Raw genomic sequence first — 17,330 nt, forward strand, 5'->3', positions numbered from 1 at the left:
GGCTCGGCGAGGGTGACGGTGTAGCCGAGGGCGTCGAGGACCTTGGCCAGCTCGTCGGGGCTCGACGGGGCCGTGTCCTGCCGCAGCAGCGCGCGGGCGATCTCGCCCCGGGTCGCCTTGGCCATGTGGCTGACGACCTTGCCGTCGCGGAACACGCGTACCGTCACCGAGCGGGAGCCCGGCTGCCAGGCGCCCGCGTACGTGGCGGAGCGCAGGTCCACCACCAGGCCCGGGATCCGGTCCAGTTCCTTGGCGACGTGCGGACGCCAGAATGGCGACAAACCCCCCAGCGGCGGCAGATTGACGCCCATCGACAGGCGGTAGGGCGGGATCTCGTCTGTGATTCTCACCACACCCCACAGGCCCGAGAAGATCAGCAACGACTCCTCGGCCCGGGTCCGCGCCTCCGGATCCAGGGTCGCCAGGCCGAGATTGTCGTACAGGACGCCGGTGTAGAGCGCGGCGGCGGGCAGGGTGGGGGCGGTCTTCAGTGCCGCGTTCTTCGCCAGCTCGCCCGTCAGGCCCGGCGTCAGGCCGAGCACGTCATGGGCGTCGCGGCGTTTCGAGGCCCGGATGAGCGCGTTCAGCACCCGCTTGCGGGGCTTGCCGAGGGCGGGGAAGGACAGCTCGCCCACGGGCGGCCCGCTGCCCTCCGTCGCCTTGCCTTCGGACGGCGGCAACAGAATCAACACAACGTCATAGCCTATTGGCCCTGGCCGGCGGCCCTGCCCGGGCAATCGTGCGGTCCGCGGTGGCCGCTAGGCTGCGCTGGTGGATTTCGACCGTCTTGTCGATGAGGCCTGGCCCGCGTACGAGCAGCACGTGCACGACGGGTGGGTGTTCCGGCATGCCGGTGGGGTGACGAAACGGGCCAACTCCGTGCTCGCGGTGAACCGGCCCGCCGACCTGGACGGCGCGATCCGCGCGGCGGAGGCGTTCTACGGCGAGCGCGGGCAGCGGTGTGTCTTCTCGATGGGACTCGGCGCGCCGCCCGGACTGGACGAGGAACTCGAACGCCGAGGATACGACCTGGTCGATCCCACCGTCGTCATGACCGGCACGCCCAAGGGCGATCCGCCGGCCGGGATACGGGTGGAAGAACAGCCGTGGCGCGGCTGGCTGGACACCTGGTGGGCGGTGGACGGCCGCTACGGCGACGGCCTTGAGCAGGCCGAACGCATCTGCACCGGCGTGCCCGCCTGGTACGCCGCCTACGAGGAGGACGGTGTCGCACTGGCCGTCGGCCGGGCCGTCCCGCAGGGCGACACGCTCGGGATCTACTGCATGGCCACCGTTTCGCGGGCACGGCGCAGAGGGCTGGCGCGGTCGGTGCTGCGGGCTCTGGCCAGGCACGCCGGGGCCGGATTCGGCACCGCCTACCTGGTCACGACGGTCGCAAACGCGGGCGCCCAGGCCCTTTACCGGAGCGAAGGGTTCGAGGTCGCGGGCCGTTACCACTACCGGGTCCGGTGACTCCGGCGTGCCGGACTCCCGGCGCGCCACGCCGTCGGGCCCTGACGGGGCCCTTCTTTCCGCGCGCCGGACGTCCCTGTGCAGGCGTGCAGCGCCCGTGTCACGGCGGCCGGCGTGCCGTCACGGCATCCGTGGCGGTGCGTCAGGGGCGGGCGTCAGGGGCGGGGTGTTTGCACGCAGAACGGCGGCCCCGAGCAGGTCGGGGTCGCCGTACTGGTCGATCAATATGTGATTATCTCGTCACGACCAGCGCGATCAGCGCTCGTCGTTGGGGGCCAATGAAGGGGTTTCGCTGAGTCGAGCCGACTCGTCCAGGATGTCGGCGCCCTTTTCGCGCAGCGCTGCGACGTGCTGACGCCCATGATGGGCGCAGAACAGCAGCTCCCCACCCACAGGCAGGGTCGCGCGAATGTAGGCCTGGGCACCGCAGCGGTCGCAGCGGTCAAGGGCCGTCAGCGGCTTAACGGGGGCGAGAGCTCCAGTCACGTATCGCCTTTCGGGTCACCCCCGCCGAAGCGAGGATCTGGCGTCAGTCACTTGGAACAACATCTAACCGGACCTGGACGTTCCCAACCGCCGGGTCTCTACGCCCAGAGCGGAATGTGTCCCAAAGTAATGATGATCAGCCGGTTGGTAACGCCAAACGTGACGCCGTGGCAAGCTTGTACGCGTGCGCAGGGGAAGAACGGTAAGCTACGCACACGTGTTCGATGCCTAGACCAGGGGAGCTGGAGTGACGCTTGTGGAGGCGGGTTACACAGCTCGTCACCTCTCGGTGCTTGAGGGCCTGGAGGCCGTGCGGAAGCGCCCGGGCATGTATATCGGGTCCACCGACAGCCGTGGTCTCATGCACTGCCTCTGGGAGATCGTGGACAACGGCGTCGACGAGGCGCTGGCCGGCCACTGCGACCGGATCGAGGTCGAGCTCTACGCCGACGGGTCCATCGAGGTCCGTGACAACGGCCGCGGCATCCCCGTGGACATCGAGCCGAAGTCCGGCCTGCCGGGCGTCGAGCTCGTCTATACCAAGCTGCACGCGGGCGGCAAGTTCGGCGGCGGCTCCTACGGCGCCTCCGGCGGCCTGCACGGCGTGGGCGCCTCCGTGGTCAACGCCCTGTCGGCGCGCGTCGACGTCGCGGTCGACCTCGACGGGCTCACCCACGAGGTCAGCTTCCGCCGCGGCGTCACCGGGGTCTTCGACGGCGAGGGGCCGGCGGCCAAGTTCAAGAAGAAGTCCGGCCTGCGCGCCGGTGCCAAGCTCCCCAAGAACGTCACCGGCACCCGGGTGCGCTTCTGGGCCGACCGGCAGATCTTCCTGCCCGACGCCGAGGTCTCGCTCGACGAGATCCACGTGCGCCTGCGGCAGACCGCGTTCCTGGTGCCCGGCCTGACCCTGGCCGTCGTCGACAGCAGGCACGAGGAGCAGGTGGCGGATGAGTTCCGCTTCGAGGGCGGCATCTCCGAGTTCGCCGAGTTCCTGGCCCGCGACGAGCCCGTCTGCGACGTGCTGCGCCTGCAGGGCGTGGGGCACTTCCACGAGACCGTGCCGGTCCTCGACGACCAGGGCCACCTGACGCCCACCGAGGTGCAGCGCGAGCTCAGCGTCGACGTCGCGGTCCGCTGGGGCAAGGGTTACGAGTCCACGGTGCGCTCGTTCGTCAACGTGATCTCCACCCCCAAGGGCGGCACCCACCTGACCGGGTTCGAGCGCGGTCTCGTCCGCACGGTCAACGAGCTGCTGCGGGAGACCCGCCTGCTGAAGAACGGCGACGACCCGGTCACCAAGGACGACATCTCCGAGGGCCTGACCGGCGTGGTCACGGTCATGGTGCCGGAGCCGCAGTTCGAGGGGCAGACCAAGGAGGTGCTCGGCACCTCCGCGGCCACCCGCATCGTCTCCCATGTGGTCTCGCGCGAGCTCAAGGAGCTGTTCACCAACCCGCCGCGCGGCTACAAGCAGCCGCTGCGGGCAGTGCTGGAGAAGGTCGTGGCCGCCGCCAAGGCGCGCATCGCGGCTCGCGAGCACCGCGACAACCAGCGTCGCAAGAGCGCCCTGGAGAACTCCGCGCTCCCGGCCAAGCTGGTCGACTGCCGCAGCGACGACATCGACCGCAGCGAGCTGTTCATCGTCGAGGGTGACTCCGCGCTGGGTACGGCGAAGCTGGCCCGCGACTCGGAGTTCCAGGCGTTGCTGCCGATCCGGGGCAAGATCCTCAACGTCCAGAAGGCGTCCGTGAGCGACATGCTCAAGAACGCCGAGTGCGCCGCGATCATCCAGGTCGTCGGGGCCGGGTCCGGGCGCTCGTTCGACATCGAGGCCGCCCGCTACGGCAAGATCATCCTGATGGCCGACGCCGACGTCGACGGCGCGCACATCCGCACCCTGCTGCTGACCCTGTTCCACCGCTACATGCGGCCGATGCTGGAGGCCGGGCGGGTCTTCGCCGCCGTGCCGCCGCTGCACCGCATCGAGCTGACCAACCCCGGGCGGGGCAAGGACAAGTACATCTACTGCTACTCCGACGCCGAGTTGCACAAGGTGCTGCGTGACCTGGAGCGGCGCGGCAGGCGGTGGAAGGACCCGGTGCAGCGCTACAAGGGCCTGGGTGAGATGGACGCCGACCAGCTCGCCGAGACCACGATGGACCCGCGCCACCGCATCCTGCGGCGGGTCAGGATCGAAGACGCCGAGGGCGCCGACGGGATCTTCAACCTGCTGATGGGGAGCGAGGTCGCGCCGCGGCGGGAGTTCATCGTGAGCAGCGCGGCCGAGGTGGACCGCGACCACATCGACGCCTGACGGGGCCGCCGGGGCTGCCGGGGGCCACGTGATGGTCGCACCCGGCAGGACCTCGGGTGGCAAACGCGAGCGCGTCGTGCTCGCCCAAACGCGAGGGGACACGCTCGCGCAAACGCGAGGGGTTGTGCTCGCGTAAGCGCGAGGTTCGCGTTCGCGTAAGCGCGAGGGGGTTTGTGCTCGCGTAAGCGTGAGGGGGCCGCGCTCGCGGGGTTGTGCGCGTTCTGGCGCGGGCGTTCTTGTGCGGGCTCGTTGCGCGGGCTTTTTGAACGCGGTCCCTGGCCGGGATGCGTGCTTGCCTTCGGCTCGGTCGGCGGGTCAGTCTCGACGTCACGGCGATGTTCCCGGGTCTGTGGAGGGCTGTGGCGTCCGTAGGGGCGCGTGTGTCGTCGGCCCCTTCAATCCCTCGCCAGGACGGAGAGGGCGCCTCTGAGGGCGTTTCAGGGCGCTGCCGGGCAGGTGAGCGGGCGGGTGGGTAGGCCACGTGCCGAGGTTGCGGAGCCAGAGCGAGTGCCGGAGCCGTGGTGATCATGCGGGTGGAGCGCCAGGTGCCGGCCTGTGTGCCGGTCGCTGGTTCCGGGGGAGGGGCGCGGGGGTGCCGCGCGCCCTCGCCCCGAGGTCAGTGTTCTGAGGGCGTCAGTTTGCCGGTGTGCACGTCGTAGATCGCTCCGGCCACCGGCATGCCCTGCGGCAGGAACGGGGACGTCCTGATCCGGGTCAGGTCGTGCTTGAGTGCCTCGGTCTGGTCCGGCACCGTGTGGAAGTCGAGGCTGCGGGTGTCCACGCCGCGTCCGGCGGCGAGCGCGTGCACGTCCGCGTCCGTCGCCTTGGCCATCCCGCAGTCCGTGTGGGGCATGACGAGCACCCGCTCCACCCCGAGCAGGATGACGGCGAGCACGAGCGTGCGCAGGACGTCGTCGGTCACTCGTGCGCCGGCGTTGCGGAGGATCTTGGCGTCGCCGGGGTTCAGGCCGAGCAACCCCAGGGGGTCGATACGGGAGTCCATGCAGGTCACAACGGCGAGCCCGCGGGCTGCCCGGCCCGTGAGGCCGGAGTTGCCGAAGGTCTCGGCGAACTTCGCGTTGGCGGCATAAAGGTCGTCGAACGCACTCATGCCACAAATAATCCCCCATGCCGCAGATCTCATCGCCGCGGGGTGCCGACAGGCTCGAGTTGGCAAACCTCCCACGAAAACCGATCACGATGAGTGATGATGTCGTAGCCGTACGTACGTGAATCAAGAAGGTTTGTCGTGAGTAGGTCAGAATCGCTCGCCGTCTACCTCCGCGCCCAGGCCCGGCGTCGCCTCGATCGTGTGGAGACCAGGGACGACGGCCGCAATGCCAGATGCGCCTTGGCCCTCCTGGACGCCGCCGCCTACGCGGCCGGCCTCCCCGAAGACGATCCGCTGATCCTGATGCTGGATCAGGCGGGGTGCTTCGGCCCTCTGGGGTGCGAGGGGTTCGATCCCGGGGAGGCCGGCACCAAGCTGGTCCGGCACTGGGAGGGTGGTGAGCCGCATGAGCTGCTGCTGGCCCTGCCCGCCGCCATCGCCGCCACCGGGACGTAGCCGGGTCCGGGTTTGACGCTGTCGCGGGCGGGACGCGGCCGGGTCCCGCGGTTGCGGCCGACGATGGGCGGGACGTGTCCGGGGTTGCGGCCGACGCGGGCGGGACGGGGCCGGGCAGGGTGCCGGTCCGGCGCCCGGGTCAGGGTTTGCCGCCGACGCCGACGTACCACCATTCGTCGCCCGCGAGTTCGGTCTCCCATGCCTCCTCCGGTCGCCAGCCGGCCGCGTGCGTCACCCCGGGGCGTACCACGTCGAAGCCGTCGAACAGGCGGGTGACCTGCTCGCGGCTGCGGTGGATCAGGGGTGTGTCCGCCTCGTCGTACACCTCCCGCGCCGCCTTCCCCGCCATGGGGTGGGCGTCGTCGGTGAGGTGGGAGACGGCCAGCGCGCTTCCGGGGGCCAGGCGTTCGCGGAAGGCGGCCACGACGCCCCACGGGTCCTCCCGGTCGGTCAGGTGGTGCAGGACCCCGAGGGCGATCACGCCCACCGGCCGGCTGAAGTCGATCAGCTTGGTGGTCGCGGGGGCGTCCAGGATCGAGGCGGGTTCACGCACGTCGGCGTGCACGATCGTGGTGTTCGAGTCCGTGCCCGCCAGCAGGGCGCGGGCGTGCACGGCCACCATGGGGTCGTGGTCGGCGTAGACGACGCGGGCCTCCGGATGGACCTGCCGGGCGACCTCGTGCACGTTGTTCTGGTTGGGCAGCCCGGTGCCGAGATCGATGAACTGGTCGATGCCGAGCCCGGCGACGTGGCGGACGGCCCTGCCCAGGAAGCGCCGGTTGGCCAGGCAGATCTCACGGCTGGGCCCCAGCGCCATGATCTTCTCCGCTGCCTCGCGGTCGGTTGCGAAATTGTCCTTTCCACCGAGGTAGTAGTCGTACATGCGTGCGGCGTTGGGAATGTGGGGGTTGATGCCTCTCGGTGGGCGCGAGGGGACGGTCATCTAAGCCCTTCAAGATCCACGGAACGGGTTGGAACAGATGGTAACGCTATGGTGACATTTATGTGGATCTTTCCTGCCAAACTCGCCGATGACTGATTGCTCAATCGGGGCCCACGCGTGCCCAGGTCCGGCAGGGCTGTCGTGACGACGGGGGGCTGACGTGGCCCCGGCGGGGGAGCCGGGACCGTGGTGGCGTCAGCTCGCAGGTGGTGGTGAACCGGTGCCGCGGTCGGGGGAGGCGGCGCGGCGAGCGGCGTCAGGCGGGCTCGTTGCCCGGCTTCCACTTGATGCCACAGCCGAGTGACGGGCTCTGTTCGCCGGGCACCGGTCGTTCGTCGAGCAGCGCGTCGATCGCGGCCCGCAGGGACTCGCCGGTCACCGGCACCGCGTTGCCGGGCCTGGAGCCGTCGAACTCGCCCCGGTAGACGAGTTGGAGCTGGGAGTCGTACAGGAAGAAGTCGGGGGTGCACGCGGCCCGGTACGCCTTGGCGACCTCCTGGGTGTCGTCCAGCAGGTACGGGAACGCGAACCCGGCCCGCTTGGCCTGTTCCGCGAGGTGTGTGGGATCGTCGTCAGGGTAATTGACGCTGTCGTTGCTGCAGATGGCGACGATCGACACCCTCGCGCCGTAGTCCGTCGCCAGGGCGCCGAGGCCGGTTTCGATATGCCGCACGTACGGGCAGTGGTTCGAGAGGAAGACCACGAGCGTGGCCGGGGAGCCCTTGAGATCTTGGAGAGAGACGTTGCCGCCGTCGATGGCGGTCAGGTCGAACGCGGGCGCGGGAGTGCCGAGCGGAACCATGAACGAGTTGGCAGCCATGCCAACCATTCTCTCGTGAGAGGAGCCGATCGTGATGGGCGGTATCGCCGAGTTCAGGACCGTCGTACTGGACTGCCCGGATCCCCTGAACCTGGCCGAGTTCTATTCCGGGCTGCTGGGCTGGCCGGTCACCTCGGTCGAGCCCGACTGGGTGGTGATCAGCGACGGCGGGGCGCCCAAGCGGCTGGCCTTCCAGCTCGCGCCCGACTACCAGCCGCCGCTCTGGCCGAGCACCGATCGTCCGCAGCAGTTCCATCTCGACGTCACGGTCACCGACCTGGACGAGGCCGAGCGCCAGGTGATCAAGATCGGTGCTGTCAAGCACGATCACCAGCCCAGTGAGGACGACAGCTTCCGCGTGTTCCTCGACCCGGCGGGCCACCCGTTCTGCCTCTGCCGCGACCTCTGACGGGTTCCGCCGCGCCGCTGCGGCCATGAGCGGCTGAGTGGCGGGGCCGCCCCGGAGGGCGGCCCCGCCGGATTCAGCGGGCGGCCTGGGCCAGCAGGTCCACCGCTCTGGTCAGATCGCCCGCCGCCAGCTCGTGATCGGCCGACGCCTGCAGGTCGGGCCGCTTGCCGGCGGCCTGTGCGACGTCCCTGGCCACCGAGACGACCGCGTCGTCCACCGCGTACGAGTCGCTCTTCGAGCGTTCGAGCAGCGCCGCCGCCGCGCCCACCGCGCCCAGGACCGCCCGCGGGTCGCGGACGGAGCCGTCGGCGTGCCAGTTGCGTTCCGTCAGGACGAGCGTCAGCGTCGCGGACGCCGCCTTCGACAGGCCGTCGCCCCGGGCCAGTTCGTCCCGCGCCGCCGCGAGCCGGTCGCGGGCCCGGTCGGTACGCAGCCCCCACCCGTACGGGAAGAGCGGGTCGTACGAGGCGTCACCCACGTTGATCGGCACCTGGGCCACCGAGCGGAACCAGGTGAACGGCAGCCGCCCGGTGTACGGCACGGCCCCGAACAGCGGATCGGCCACCCCGTCGCCCTCGGTGCCCGGCAGCCACGCCGCCACCACGGCCTCGACGCCCGACAGGTCGCCCAGCAGCAGCGGCCGTCCGGAGACCACCAGGACCACGCACTTCAGCGTCCCGCACACCCTGTGCACGGCCGCCCGGTCGGCGGCCGACAGCTCCAGCGTGCGGCCCGCGCGGCCCACGTCGCCCTGCCCTTCGGCGTAGGGGGTCTCGCCCACCACCACGACGCCCACGTCGTGCCCGGCCAGGTCGGCGGAGGCGTCGCGGGAGTAGGTCACGGAGGCGGCGCGGGAGCGTACGGCCTGGAGGATCGTGGTGCCGGGCGTGATCGGCCCGGACGAGCCCTGCCACGTGATCGTCCAGCCGCCGGCCTGGTTGCCGAGGTCGTCGGCGTTGGAGCCGGCCACGTACACCTTGGCGTCGCGGCGCAGCGGCAGCAGGCCGCCGGCGTTCTTGAGCAGCACCTGCGACTCGGCGGCGGCCTTCCTGGCGACCGCGCGGTGCGCCGCCGAGCCGACGTCGCCGAGCTGGGAGCGGTCGGCGTACGGGCGCTCGAAGAGCCCCAGCCGGAACTTCTGCGTCAGGATCCTGGCCACCGCGTCGTCCACCCGCGCCACCGGCACCCGCCCGGCCTCGACCTCGGCCTTGAGCGTGGTCGTGAACTGCGGGTACGCGTACGGCACCATGATCATGTCGAGCCCGGCGTCGACCGAGGAGCGCACGTCGCTCGCGTAGTCGCCGGGGAGCTGGTCGATGGCCTGCCAGTCGCTGATCACGAAGCCCTCGAAGCCCAGCTCGCCCTTCAGCGTGCCGTTGATCAGCTCGTCGTGGGCGTGCATCTTCAGCGGCCCGTCGCCGAGGTCCACGCTGGAGAAGGACGGCATCACGGTGGCCACGCCGCGCTGCACCGCCTCCTCGAACGGCCCCAGGTGGACGCGCTCCAGCTCCTGCCTGCCGACCTTGGTGACGCCCTGGTCGATGGTGTAGTCGCCGGTCGTCGAGGAGCCGTACGCGGTGCCGCCGTCGCCGACGTAGTGCTTGGCGGTGGCCAGCACCCCGTTGTCCTGGAGCCCGTCGAATCTGGCTGACCAGCGCCGGGTCCTCGCCGAACGACTCGTACGCGCGACGAGCCGCCCGAGGCGCAGGCCCCGGACGGCTCGTCGCTGAACGCCTACTCGTCGGCCGAGGCTTCGCCGTCCGGCGGGACCTCGGGGCCGGCGCCGAGAGCGCCGCCCACCGCGCCGATCGTGTGCGTCAGCCGCAGCCCGGAGCCGTCTCTGCGGCCGAGTTCCTCGGGCAGCGGCACCGGCTTGCCCACCGCCGAGACGGCCTTGGCGGGCGCGGGACCGGCCCAGGCCAGCAACAGTTCGTCCTCGCCCTTCAGGAAACGCTGGGCCCGCACGCCGCCGGTCGCCCGGCCCTTGGCGGGGAACTCCGCGAAGTCGGACATCTTGCCGCCGCCCACCTGCGTGCCGGGCAACGCCGTGGAGGAGCCGGCGACGGTGACCACCCGCGCCGGACGTTCGGGATCGACCACGCCGAACCAGATCACCCTGGCCCCGCCGTCGAGCCGGATGCCGGCCATGCCGCCCGCCGGACGGCCCTGGGGCCGGACGAGCGCGGCGGAGAAGCGCAGGAGCTGCGCGTCGGAGGAGATGAACACCAGGTCGTGGGACTCCGACTCCAGCTCGACCGCGCCCACCACGGTGTCGCCGTCTTTCAGCGTGATCACTTCGAAGTCGTCGCGGGCGGCCGGATAGTCGGGCACCACCCGCTTGACCACGCCCTGCGCGGTGCCCAGCGCCAGGCCGGGGCTCTCGGGATCGAGGGAGCCGAGGCCGACCACCTTCTCGTCGGGCTGCAGGGAGACGTACTCGGACACCGGGTGCCCGCCGGAGAGCGACGGCGGGTTGGCCGAGGGCGGCAGCGTCGGCAGGTCGACGACCTGGACCCGGATCAGCCGGCCCAGCGAGGTGACCACGCCGACCTCGCCGCGTACGGTGGTGCGCACCACGCTGAGCAGCACGTCGTGCGCCGTGCGTTCGCCCTCGCCGGGCAGCGGCACGGCGTCGGGGGTGCGGGCCAGCAGGCCGGTCGAGGACAACATGGCCAGGCACGGGTCGTCGGCCACCTGCAGGTCCACCACCGGCGTACGGGTGACGCCGGGGGCCTCCAGCAGGACGGTGCGGCGCGGCGTGCCGTACTTCTTGGCCACGTCGGCCAGCTCGCCCGAGACCACCTGGCGCAGCTTGGTCTCGGAGGAGAGGATCTCGCTGAGCTTGGCGATCTCGTCGCTCAGCGTCTCCTTCTCGCGGTCGAGCTCCAGCTTGTCGAAGCGGGTCAGCCGGCGCAGCGGCGTCTCGAGGATGTAGGTGGCCTGGATCTCGGTCAGGTCGAAGACGTCCATCAGCCGGGTGCGCGCCTGGGCCGTGTCGTCGGAGGTGCGGATGACCTGGATGACCTCGTCGATGTTGAGCAGCGCGATGACCAGGCCGTCGACGAGGTGCAGCCGCTCCTCGCGCTTGCGGCGCCGGAACTCCGACCTGCGCCGCACGACCTCGAGCCGGTGGTCGACGTAGACCTGGAGCATCTGGCGCAGCCCGAGCGTGCGGGGCTCGCCCTCCACCAGGGCGACGTTGTTGATGCCGAAGGTCTCCTCCATCGGCGTCAGCCGGTAGAGCTCCTCCAGCACGGCCTCGGGGATGAAGCCGTTCTTGATCTCGATGACCAGTTGCAGGCCCTTGTGCCGGTCGGTGAGGTCTTTCAGGTCGGCGATGCCCTGGAGCTTCTTGCTGGTCACCAGCTCCTTGATCTTGGTGACGACGCGCTCGGGGCCGACGTTGTAGGGCAGTTCGGTGACGATGATGCCCTTGCGCCGCGGGGTGATCTGCTCGACCGCGCACCTGGCCCGCATGCGGAAGGTGCCCCGCCCCGTCTCGTACGCGTCGCGCACGCCCTGCAGCCCGATGATCGAGCCGCCGGTCGGCAGGTCGGGCCCCGGCACGTAGCGCATCAGCTCGTCGAGCGTCGCGTCGGGCTTCTTGATCAGGTGACGGGCGGCGGCGACGACCTCGACGAGGTTGTGCGGCGCCATGTTGGTGGCCATGCCGACCGCGATGCCGCTGGTGCCGTTGACCAGCAGGTTGGGGAAGGCCGACGGCATGACCGTGGGCTCGGTCTCCTGGCCGTCGTAGTTGGGCTTGAAGTCGACGGTGTCCTCGTCGAGCGACTCGACCATGAGCATGGCCGCCGGGGCCAGCCTGGCCTCGGTGTAGCGCATGGCGGCCGGCATGTCGTCGGGCGAGCCGAAGTTGCCGTGGCCGTCGACCAGCGGCAGCCGCATCGAGAACGGCTGCGCCAGGCGGACCAGCGCGTCGTAGATTGCGCTGTCGCCATGGGGATGGAGCTTGCCCATGACGTCGCCGACGACGCGCGAGGACTTGACGTGGCCGCGGTCGGGCCGCAGGCCCATCTCGCTCATCGAGTACAGGATGCGCCGCTGCACGGGCTTGAGGCCGTCGCGCGCGTCGGGCAGGGCGCGCTGATAGATCACTGAGTACGCGTATTCGAGGTAGCTCGCGCGCATCTCGGCGGAGACGTCGATGTCGACGATCCGCTCCTCGAAATCCTCAGGCGGGGGTGCAGTCGTGCGTCGGGCCATCTTGTGCTGCGCGGCTGCCTCGGCCGTCGCGCCGAGGGGAAGCGCATCCTCCTTCTGTTCTCGTGCAGTAACCGTAGCCGTCAGCCCGCTGGAGCAGCGTCGGATCGGCGTGCGAGGCGTCGACGTAACCGGCCCCCGTCGCGGGGATCTGACGTGTGTGCCCCTGGAGATGATGACATGAGCGGGCTCTCACATGGCATATCCAGGGCGATGCTCACGCCTCGGTAACGATCTTCGCCTGTCAGAGCATACGGTCCGCGTCCGGGTCGGTGGTGCGATGGAGAACGCCGTCGCGGGCATGCTACTCGATTTATCGCAGATGTGTTCGATCGCAGCGCCGCCCGCCTTGGCCTTGACCAAGCAATTGCTTGGTCGTACGTTCTGAGCAAGGGCTCCCACCTGTCCATCGGAGGCGTCATGATCGAGTTCCATCCCGTGACCAAGCACATCGGCGCCGAGGTCACCGGAGTCGATCTGCGCAAGCCGCTCTCGCCGGAGGAGGTCGCGACCCTGCGGGCGGGCTGGCTCAAGCACCTCGTGCTGTTCTTCCGCGACCAGCACATCGAGGACGAGCAGCACCTGCAGTTCGCCCTGAACTTCGGCTCGCTCAACCACCCCGCCTTCAAGAAGGACGCCACCAGCCCCATCCACGTCCTCGACCAGACCTCGCCGAAAGGGGAGGGCGGTGACGAATGGCACAGCGACAACACCTTCGAGCCGACGCCGCCCATGGGCTCGCTGCTGCGCTGCGTGCAACTGCCCGGCGTCGGCGGCGACACCTGCTGGGCCAACACGTGCCTGGCCTACGAGACGCTGTCCAAGCCGATCCAGCGGTTGTGCGACGAGCTGACGGCCGTCCACGACATCACGATGTCGATGAAGAAGGCGATCTCGAAGGGGCACCCGTTCGACCTGGCCGAGATCCAGGCGAAGTGGCCGCCGATGGAGCGGCCGGTGGTACGCGTGCACGCGGAGACCGGGCGCAAGGCGCTGTTCGTCAACCGGGCCTCCACCACCCGGCTGGTGGGGCTGAGCGACAGGGAGAACGAGGCGCTGCTGCCGTACCTGATCGACCACATCCGCTCGCCCGAGTTCCAGCTCCGGCTGCGCTGGCGGCCCGGCACGCTGGCCTTCTGGGACAACCGTCCCACCCAGCACTACGCGGTCGCCGACTACACCGAACGCCGCCGGATGCACCGCGTCACGATCAACGCCTTCCCCGAGCACGCGGACCGGTAGACGGCCGGGATCACCGGGCCGGTGGACGTCAGTGTCGTGACGACGGCCGGGTTGAGGATGTGAAGAGGCGGGCGGGCTGGTAACAAGGAGGGCATGATTGATGCCCCCGATGCCGCGATGCTGCGGGAAGAGGCCGAAGAGCGCCTTCAGGCGCTGGCGGGCGAGCACGCCCGGCTCCGAGACGACCAGTGGGCCGCCATCGAGGCGCTGGTGGTCCACCGGCGCAGGGTGCTCGTCGTGCAGCGGACCGGATGGGGCAAGTCGGCCGTCTACTTCATCGCCACCGCGCTGCTGCGCGAACTCGGCGAGGGCCCCACCGTCATCGTCTCCCCGCTGCTCGCGCTCATGCGCAACCAGATCGCCGCCGCCGAACGCGCCGGGATCAGGGCCGTCACGATCAACTCCGCCAACCCCGAGGCGTGGGAGGAGATCTACGGCCAGGTCGCCGACGGCATGGTGGACGTGCTGCTGGTCAGCCCCGAACGGCTGAACAACCCCGACTTCCGTGACAACGTCCTGCCCGAACTGGCCGACAGCGCCGGGCTCGTGGTGGTGGACGAGGCCCACTGCATCTCCGACTGGGGCCACGACTTCCGGCCCGACTACCGCCGGCTGTCCACGCTCTTCACCGACCTGCCGCCGGGCATCCCCGTGCTGGCCACCACCGCCACCGCCAACGCGCGCGTCACCCGCGACGTGGCCGAGCAGATGAGGCTGCCGGCCGAACTGCGGCCCGACGGCGAGGACACACTCGTCCTGCGCGGGCCGCTGGAGCGCGAGAGCCTGCACCTGGGCGTCGTCCGCCTGCCCTCCGCCGAGCAGCGCCTGGCCTGGCTCGCCCAGACCCTGCGCGAACTGCCCGGCTCCGGCATCGTCTACACCCTCACCGTCGCCGCCGCCCACGAGATCGCCGGCTACCTGCGCGAGCAGGGGCTGGAGGTGGCCGCGTACTCCGGGCAGACCGAGCCGGCCGAGCGGCTGGCCGCCGAGGAGGCCCTGCTCACCAACCAGATCAAGGCGCTGGTGGCCACGAGCGCGCTCGGCATGGGGTTCGACAAACCCGACCTGGGCTTCGTGGTGCACGTCGGCGCGCCGCAGTCGCCCGTCGCCTACTACCAGCAGGTCGGACGGGCCGGGCGCGGCGTCGAACGGGCCGAGGTCATCCTGCTGCCCGGCACCGAAGACCGCGACATCTGGGCCTACTTCGCCTCGCTGGCCTTCCCGCCCGAGCCCGTCGTCCGCACCACGCTGCGGACGCTGGAGGAGCGGGGCCTCATGTCCACGCCCGCGCTGGAGACCGCCGTCGATCTCAGCCGCAGCCGCCTGGAGATGATGCTCAAGGTCCTCGACGTGGACGGCGCGGTCCGCCGGGTCAAGGGCGGCTGGGAGTCCACCGGGGAGCCCTGGGCGTACGACACCGAGCGTTACGAGCGCATTGCCGCCGAGCGCCGGGCCGAGCAGGAGGCCATGCTCTCCTACCTGACCACGACCGAGTGCCGCGAGCAGTACCTGCGCGGACACCTCGACGACGACACCGCCACCCCGTGCGGGCGCTGCGACAACTGCACCGGGCGGCACCGCTCGCCGGAGATCGGCGCGCAGGCCGTCGAGGGCGCCCGCGAGCGGCTGAGCAGGCCCGGCGTCGAGATCGACGCCCGCAGGCAGTGGCCGACGGGCCTGTCCGACCTGTCGGGCCGGATCAAGCCCGACCTGGGCGCCGACCCCGGCAAGGCGCTCGGGCGGCTGACCGACATCGGGTGGGGCAACCGGCTGCGCGAGCTGTTCGCCGGGGACGACCAGCCGGTGCCCGACGACATGTTCGCGGCCGTGATCAAGGTGCTGGCCGCCTGGGACTGGCGCGAGCGGCCGGTCGCCGTGGTGAACGTGCCGTCCGCGTCGCGGCCCAAGCTGGTGCGCGGGTTCGCCGAGCGGCTGTCGCAGGTCGGGCGGCTGACCTACCTGGGGGAGCTGGGCTACCGCGCGGGCACGCCGGGCAAGCAGTTCAACAGCGCCAAGCGGGTGCAGGCGATCAGGGGCACGCTGGCCATGCCCAAGGAACTGGGCATCGCGATCGCCCAGTGCGGCGGGCCCGTGCTGCTCGTGGACGACCGCGTCGACACCGGGTGGACGATGACGCTCGCCGCCGCCCAGGTACGCCACGCGGGCGCCCCGGCGGTGCTGCCGCTGGCCCTGGCCGTCACGAGCTGACGGCGTCCACGCGCGGCGTCGCCCGGCCGTCACGAGGCGGCCGGGCGGACGCCCACGCGCACCAGGTCGTAGTCGGCCAACGCCGGGCTGACGTGCAGGTCGGTCGCGCCGGCGCCGCGCAGCAGCAGCGTGCGGCGCCACGTCACCGGCACCAGCACCGCCTCCTCGGCCACCCGCTTCTCCACCTGCGCCCACAGCCCGGCCCTGGCCCCCGCGTCGAGCTCCGCGGACGCCCGGTCCAGGAGCTCGTCCACGGCCGGCAGCCGCACGGAGACGTTGACGGAGGCGGCCGTCTCCATGATCTGCCTGCTGTCCACCAGGTCGGCCAGGAACGAGTAGGCGTCCGGCCAGTCGGGGGCCCACGCCTTGGCGACCAGCCCGATGCCCTCCTTCTTCAGGTACGACGGGACGCCTCCGTACGAGCTGTGGAACTTGGCGACCGGCGCGTGCTCCAGCGCGACCTCGACGCCGACCTCGCGCAGGCTCGCCCGCACCACCTCCGCCGCCTCCTTCTCGCCGGGCAACTCGCGGTAGATGTAGGTGGTGCGGAACCCGTCCGGCCTGCCGCACCGCGCCAGGGACTCCCGGGCGGCGGCCGGGTCGCCGCGCGCCGACAGGAGGGGGTCGCGGTAGCGCTCGCCGGGCACGTCCGGCGGCACCAGCGACGTCGGCACCTGCTCCGGCACCGCGCGCGAGGCCGCGGACACGGCCTCCAGGTCGAGCGCCTGCACGACCGCGCGGCGGCAGTCGATGTTGTCCAGCGGCGGCACCTGCGGGTTGAGCGCCAGCGTGCGCACGGTCGTCACGGGGGCGTCCGCGCGTGCTTTGAGCACCGGGTCGGCGAGGATCCGCGCGTACCCGGAGTCCGGCAGGTACCCGGCCACCTCGGCGCCGGAGGTCTCGATCAGGCGGGCCGCCTCTTCGGAGGTCTTGCCGAAGGTGAACTCGAAACGGTCGGGGAGCGCGGTGCGGTGGGGATCGGTGGCCGGGGACCAGTGGGGGTTGCGGACCAGCGTGACGCGATCCTCCGCGGTGCTCTCGATCCGGTACGGCCCCGAGGCGACGACGGCCGACCTGTACTCCGCGCGGGTGTCCTTCGTCTCCGGCACCGGGATCGTCTCGGGCAACTGGACCACGTGGTCGAACGTGGCGAACGGCTTGCGCAGGCGGAAGACGATCGTCCGGTCGTCGGGGGTCTCGATCGCCCGGCCGCCGTCCGCGGCCGGGGAGCGGTAGGGGCCCTGGTAACCGGAGGGGAGGTCGAGCAGCAGGTCGAACAGGTTCGTGCCCTGGACGAAGCCGGCGTCCATGCTGCGTAACACCGCGTACCTGACGTCCTTCGCGGTGATCGGCGTACCGTCCTGGAATTTCACGCCCTGCCGGAGCCGGTAGGTCCAGGTCCGGCCGTTGTCGCCGACCTGGCCGAGGCCCTCCGCCAGGTCCGGCACGATCTGCGCGCCCCCTGGGGCGGGCCTGAACATCGTCAGCGAGCGGCCGTACAGGCGGACCATGTTCCGCGAGGACGTCGTGAACATGTCGGCCGGATCGGTGGACTCCAGCAGGGACGCCGAGGCCACCCGCAGCGTGCCGCCCCTCTTGCCGGACGGCCGTACCACGGAGGTGAGGGCGCTGCCGTAACCGGCGGGG

Annotated in this window: 14 protein-coding genes; 6 read left to right on the forward strand and 8 right to left on the reverse strand. The window is 71.0% G+C overall.

Annotation, left to right across the window (positions count from 1 at the left end; genetic code table 11):
• Positions 1-692, reverse strand: a 692-nt coding sequence (locus tag FAF44_RS43700) for a YaaA family protein (protein ID WP_237109305.1), incomplete at its 3' end; no start/stop codon positions are given.
• Between the two features lie 79 nt (positions 693-771).
• Between FAF44_RS43700 and FAF44_RS56125 the strand changes: the two genes are divergently transcribed.
• On the forward strand, positions 772-1,473 hold the full coding sequence (locus tag FAF44_RS56125; RefSeq protein WP_237109306.1) for an N-acetyltransferase: 702 nt from the start codon (positions 772-774) through the stop codon (positions 1,471-1,473).
• Between the two features lie 255 nt (positions 1,474-1,728).
• Here the strand turns inward: FAF44_RS56125 and FAF44_RS43710 are convergent, their stop codons facing one another.
• Entirely contained in the window at positions 1,729-1,959 is a 231-nt protein-coding gene (locus FAF44_RS43710) for a hypothetical protein (protein ID WP_237109307.1), read from the reverse strand.
• Between the two features lie 247 nt (positions 1,960-2,206).
• Between FAF44_RS43710 and FAF44_RS43715 the strand changes: the two genes are divergently transcribed.
• A complete protein-coding gene (locus FAF44_RS43715; RefSeq protein ID WP_237109308.1) occupies positions 2,207-4,273 on the forward strand; it encodes a type IIA DNA topoisomerase subunit B in 2,067 nt (688 codons plus the stop codon).
• Positions 4,274-4,889: 616 nt separating this feature from the next.
• On the opposite strand, the gene FAF44_RS43720 is transcribed toward FAF44_RS43715, so the two are convergent.
• Entirely contained in the window at positions 4,890-5,384 is a 495-nt protein-coding gene (locus FAF44_RS43720) for a carbonic anhydrase (RefSeq protein ID WP_237109309.1), read from the reverse strand.
• A 138-nt stretch (positions 5,385-5,522) separates the two neighbouring features.
• Here FAF44_RS43720 and FAF44_RS43725 point away from each other — a divergent pair, with 138 nt between their 5' ends.
• Positions 5,523-5,840 carry a hypothetical protein gene (locus FAF44_RS43725; protein ID WP_237109310.1) on the forward strand — a complete coding sequence of 106 codons (318 nt, stop codon included), beginning with the start codon at positions 5,523-5,525 and terminating at the stop codon, positions 5,838-5,840.
• A gap of 139 nt (positions 5,841-5,979) precedes the next feature.
• On the opposite strand, the gene FAF44_RS43730 is transcribed toward FAF44_RS43725, so the two are convergent.
• Together FAF44_RS43730 and FAF44_RS43735 are read right to left on the reverse strand one after the other, a co-directional pair.
• On the reverse strand, positions 5,980-6,783 hold the full coding sequence (locus tag FAF44_RS43730) for an SAM-dependent methyltransferase (protein ID WP_237109311.1): 804 nt from the start codon (positions 6,781-6,783) through the stop codon (positions 5,980-5,982).
• 256 nt (positions 6,784-7,039) lie between these two features.
• Positions 7,040-7,603 carry a thioredoxin family protein gene (locus FAF44_RS43735; RefSeq protein WP_237109312.1) on the reverse strand — a complete coding sequence of 188 codons (564 nt, stop codon included), beginning with the start codon at positions 7,601-7,603 and terminating at the stop codon, positions 7,040-7,042.
• 34 nt (positions 7,604-7,637) lie between these two features.
• Between FAF44_RS43735 and FAF44_RS43740 the strand changes: the two genes are divergently transcribed.
• Positions 7,638-8,012 carry a VOC family protein gene (locus FAF44_RS43740; protein ID WP_237109318.1) on the forward strand — a complete coding sequence of 125 codons (375 nt, stop codon included), beginning with the start codon at positions 7,638-7,640 and terminating at the stop codon, positions 8,010-8,012.
• 73 nt (positions 8,013-8,085) lie between these two features.
• On the opposite strand, the gene FAF44_RS43745 is transcribed toward FAF44_RS43740, so the two are convergent.
• Both FAF44_RS43745 and FAF44_RS43750 read right to left on the reverse strand, forming a co-directional pair.
• Positions 8,086-9,630 carry a glycoside hydrolase family 3 protein gene (locus tag FAF44_RS43745; protein ID WP_237109313.1) on the reverse strand — a complete coding sequence of 515 codons (1,545 nt, stop codon included), beginning with the start codon at positions 9,628-9,630 and terminating at the stop codon, positions 8,086-8,088.
• Between the two features lie 116 nt (positions 9,631-9,746).
• Positions 9,747-12,236: a DNA topoisomerase (ATP-hydrolyzing) subunit A gene (locus FAF44_RS43750; RefSeq protein WP_237109314.1), complete on the reverse strand. Its 2,490-nt coding sequence runs from the start codon at positions 12,234-12,236 to the stop codon at positions 9,747-9,749.
• 417 nt (positions 12,237-12,653) lie between these two features.
• On the opposite strand from FAF44_RS43750, the gene FAF44_RS43755 reads away from it, so the two are divergent.
• Together FAF44_RS43755 and FAF44_RS43760 are read left to right on the forward strand one after the other, a co-directional pair.
• On the forward strand, positions 12,654-13,475 hold the full coding sequence (locus tag FAF44_RS43755; RefSeq protein ID WP_237109315.1) for a TauD/TfdA family dioxygenase: 822 nt from the start codon (positions 12,654-12,656) through the stop codon (positions 13,473-13,475).
• A gap of 93 nt (positions 13,476-13,568) precedes the next feature.
• On the forward strand, positions 13,569-15,683 hold the full coding sequence (locus FAF44_RS43760; protein WP_237109316.1) for a RecQ family ATP-dependent DNA helicase: 2,115 nt from the start codon (positions 13,569-13,571) through the stop codon (positions 15,681-15,683).
• A gap of 29 nt (positions 15,684-15,712) precedes the next feature.
• On the opposite strand, the gene FAF44_RS43765 is transcribed toward FAF44_RS43760, so the two are convergent.
• A partial coding sequence (locus FAF44_RS43765) for an ABC transporter substrate-binding protein (protein WP_237109317.1) occupies positions 15,713-17,330 on the reverse strand: 1,618 nt, incomplete at its 5' end.

Origin of the sequence: Nonomuraea sp. MG754425, assembly GCF_021699195.1 — a bacterium.
Classification (GTDB): Bacteria; Actinomycetota; Actinomycetes; order Streptosporangiales; family Streptosporangiaceae; genus Nonomuraea.

What these genes read in the sequence shown, in the direction of transcription:
- FAF44_RS43735 (WP_237109312.1), bottom strand. Translation starts at nt 7,603, where the DNA reads ATGGCTGCCAACTCGTTCATGGTTCCGCTCGGCACTCCCGCGCCCGCG.
- FAF44_RS43740 (WP_237109318.1), top strand. Translation starts at nt 7,638, where the DNA reads ATGGGCGGTATCGCCGAGTTCAGGACCGTCGTACTGGACTGCCCGGAT.
- FAF44_RS43750 (WP_237109314.1), bottom strand. Translation starts at nt 12,236, where the DNA reads ATGGCCCGACGCACGACTGCACCCCCGCCTGAGGATTTCGAGGAGCGG.
- FAF44_RS43730 (WP_237109311.1), bottom strand. Translation starts at nt 6,783, where the DNA reads ATGACCGTCCCCTCGCGCCCACCGAGAGGCATCAACCCCCACATTCCC.
- FAF44_RS43755 (WP_237109315.1), top strand. Translation starts at nt 12,654, where the DNA reads ATGATCGAGTTCCATCCCGTGACCAAGCACATCGGCGCCGAGGTCACC.
- FAF44_RS43760 (WP_237109316.1), top strand. Translation starts at nt 13,569, where the DNA reads ATGATTGATGCCCCCGATGCCGCGATGCTGCGGGAAGAGGCCGAAGAG.
- FAF44_RS43720 (WP_237109309.1), bottom strand. Translation starts at nt 5,384, where the DNA reads ATGAGTGCGTTCGACGACCTTTATGCCGCCAACGCGAAGTTCGCCGAG.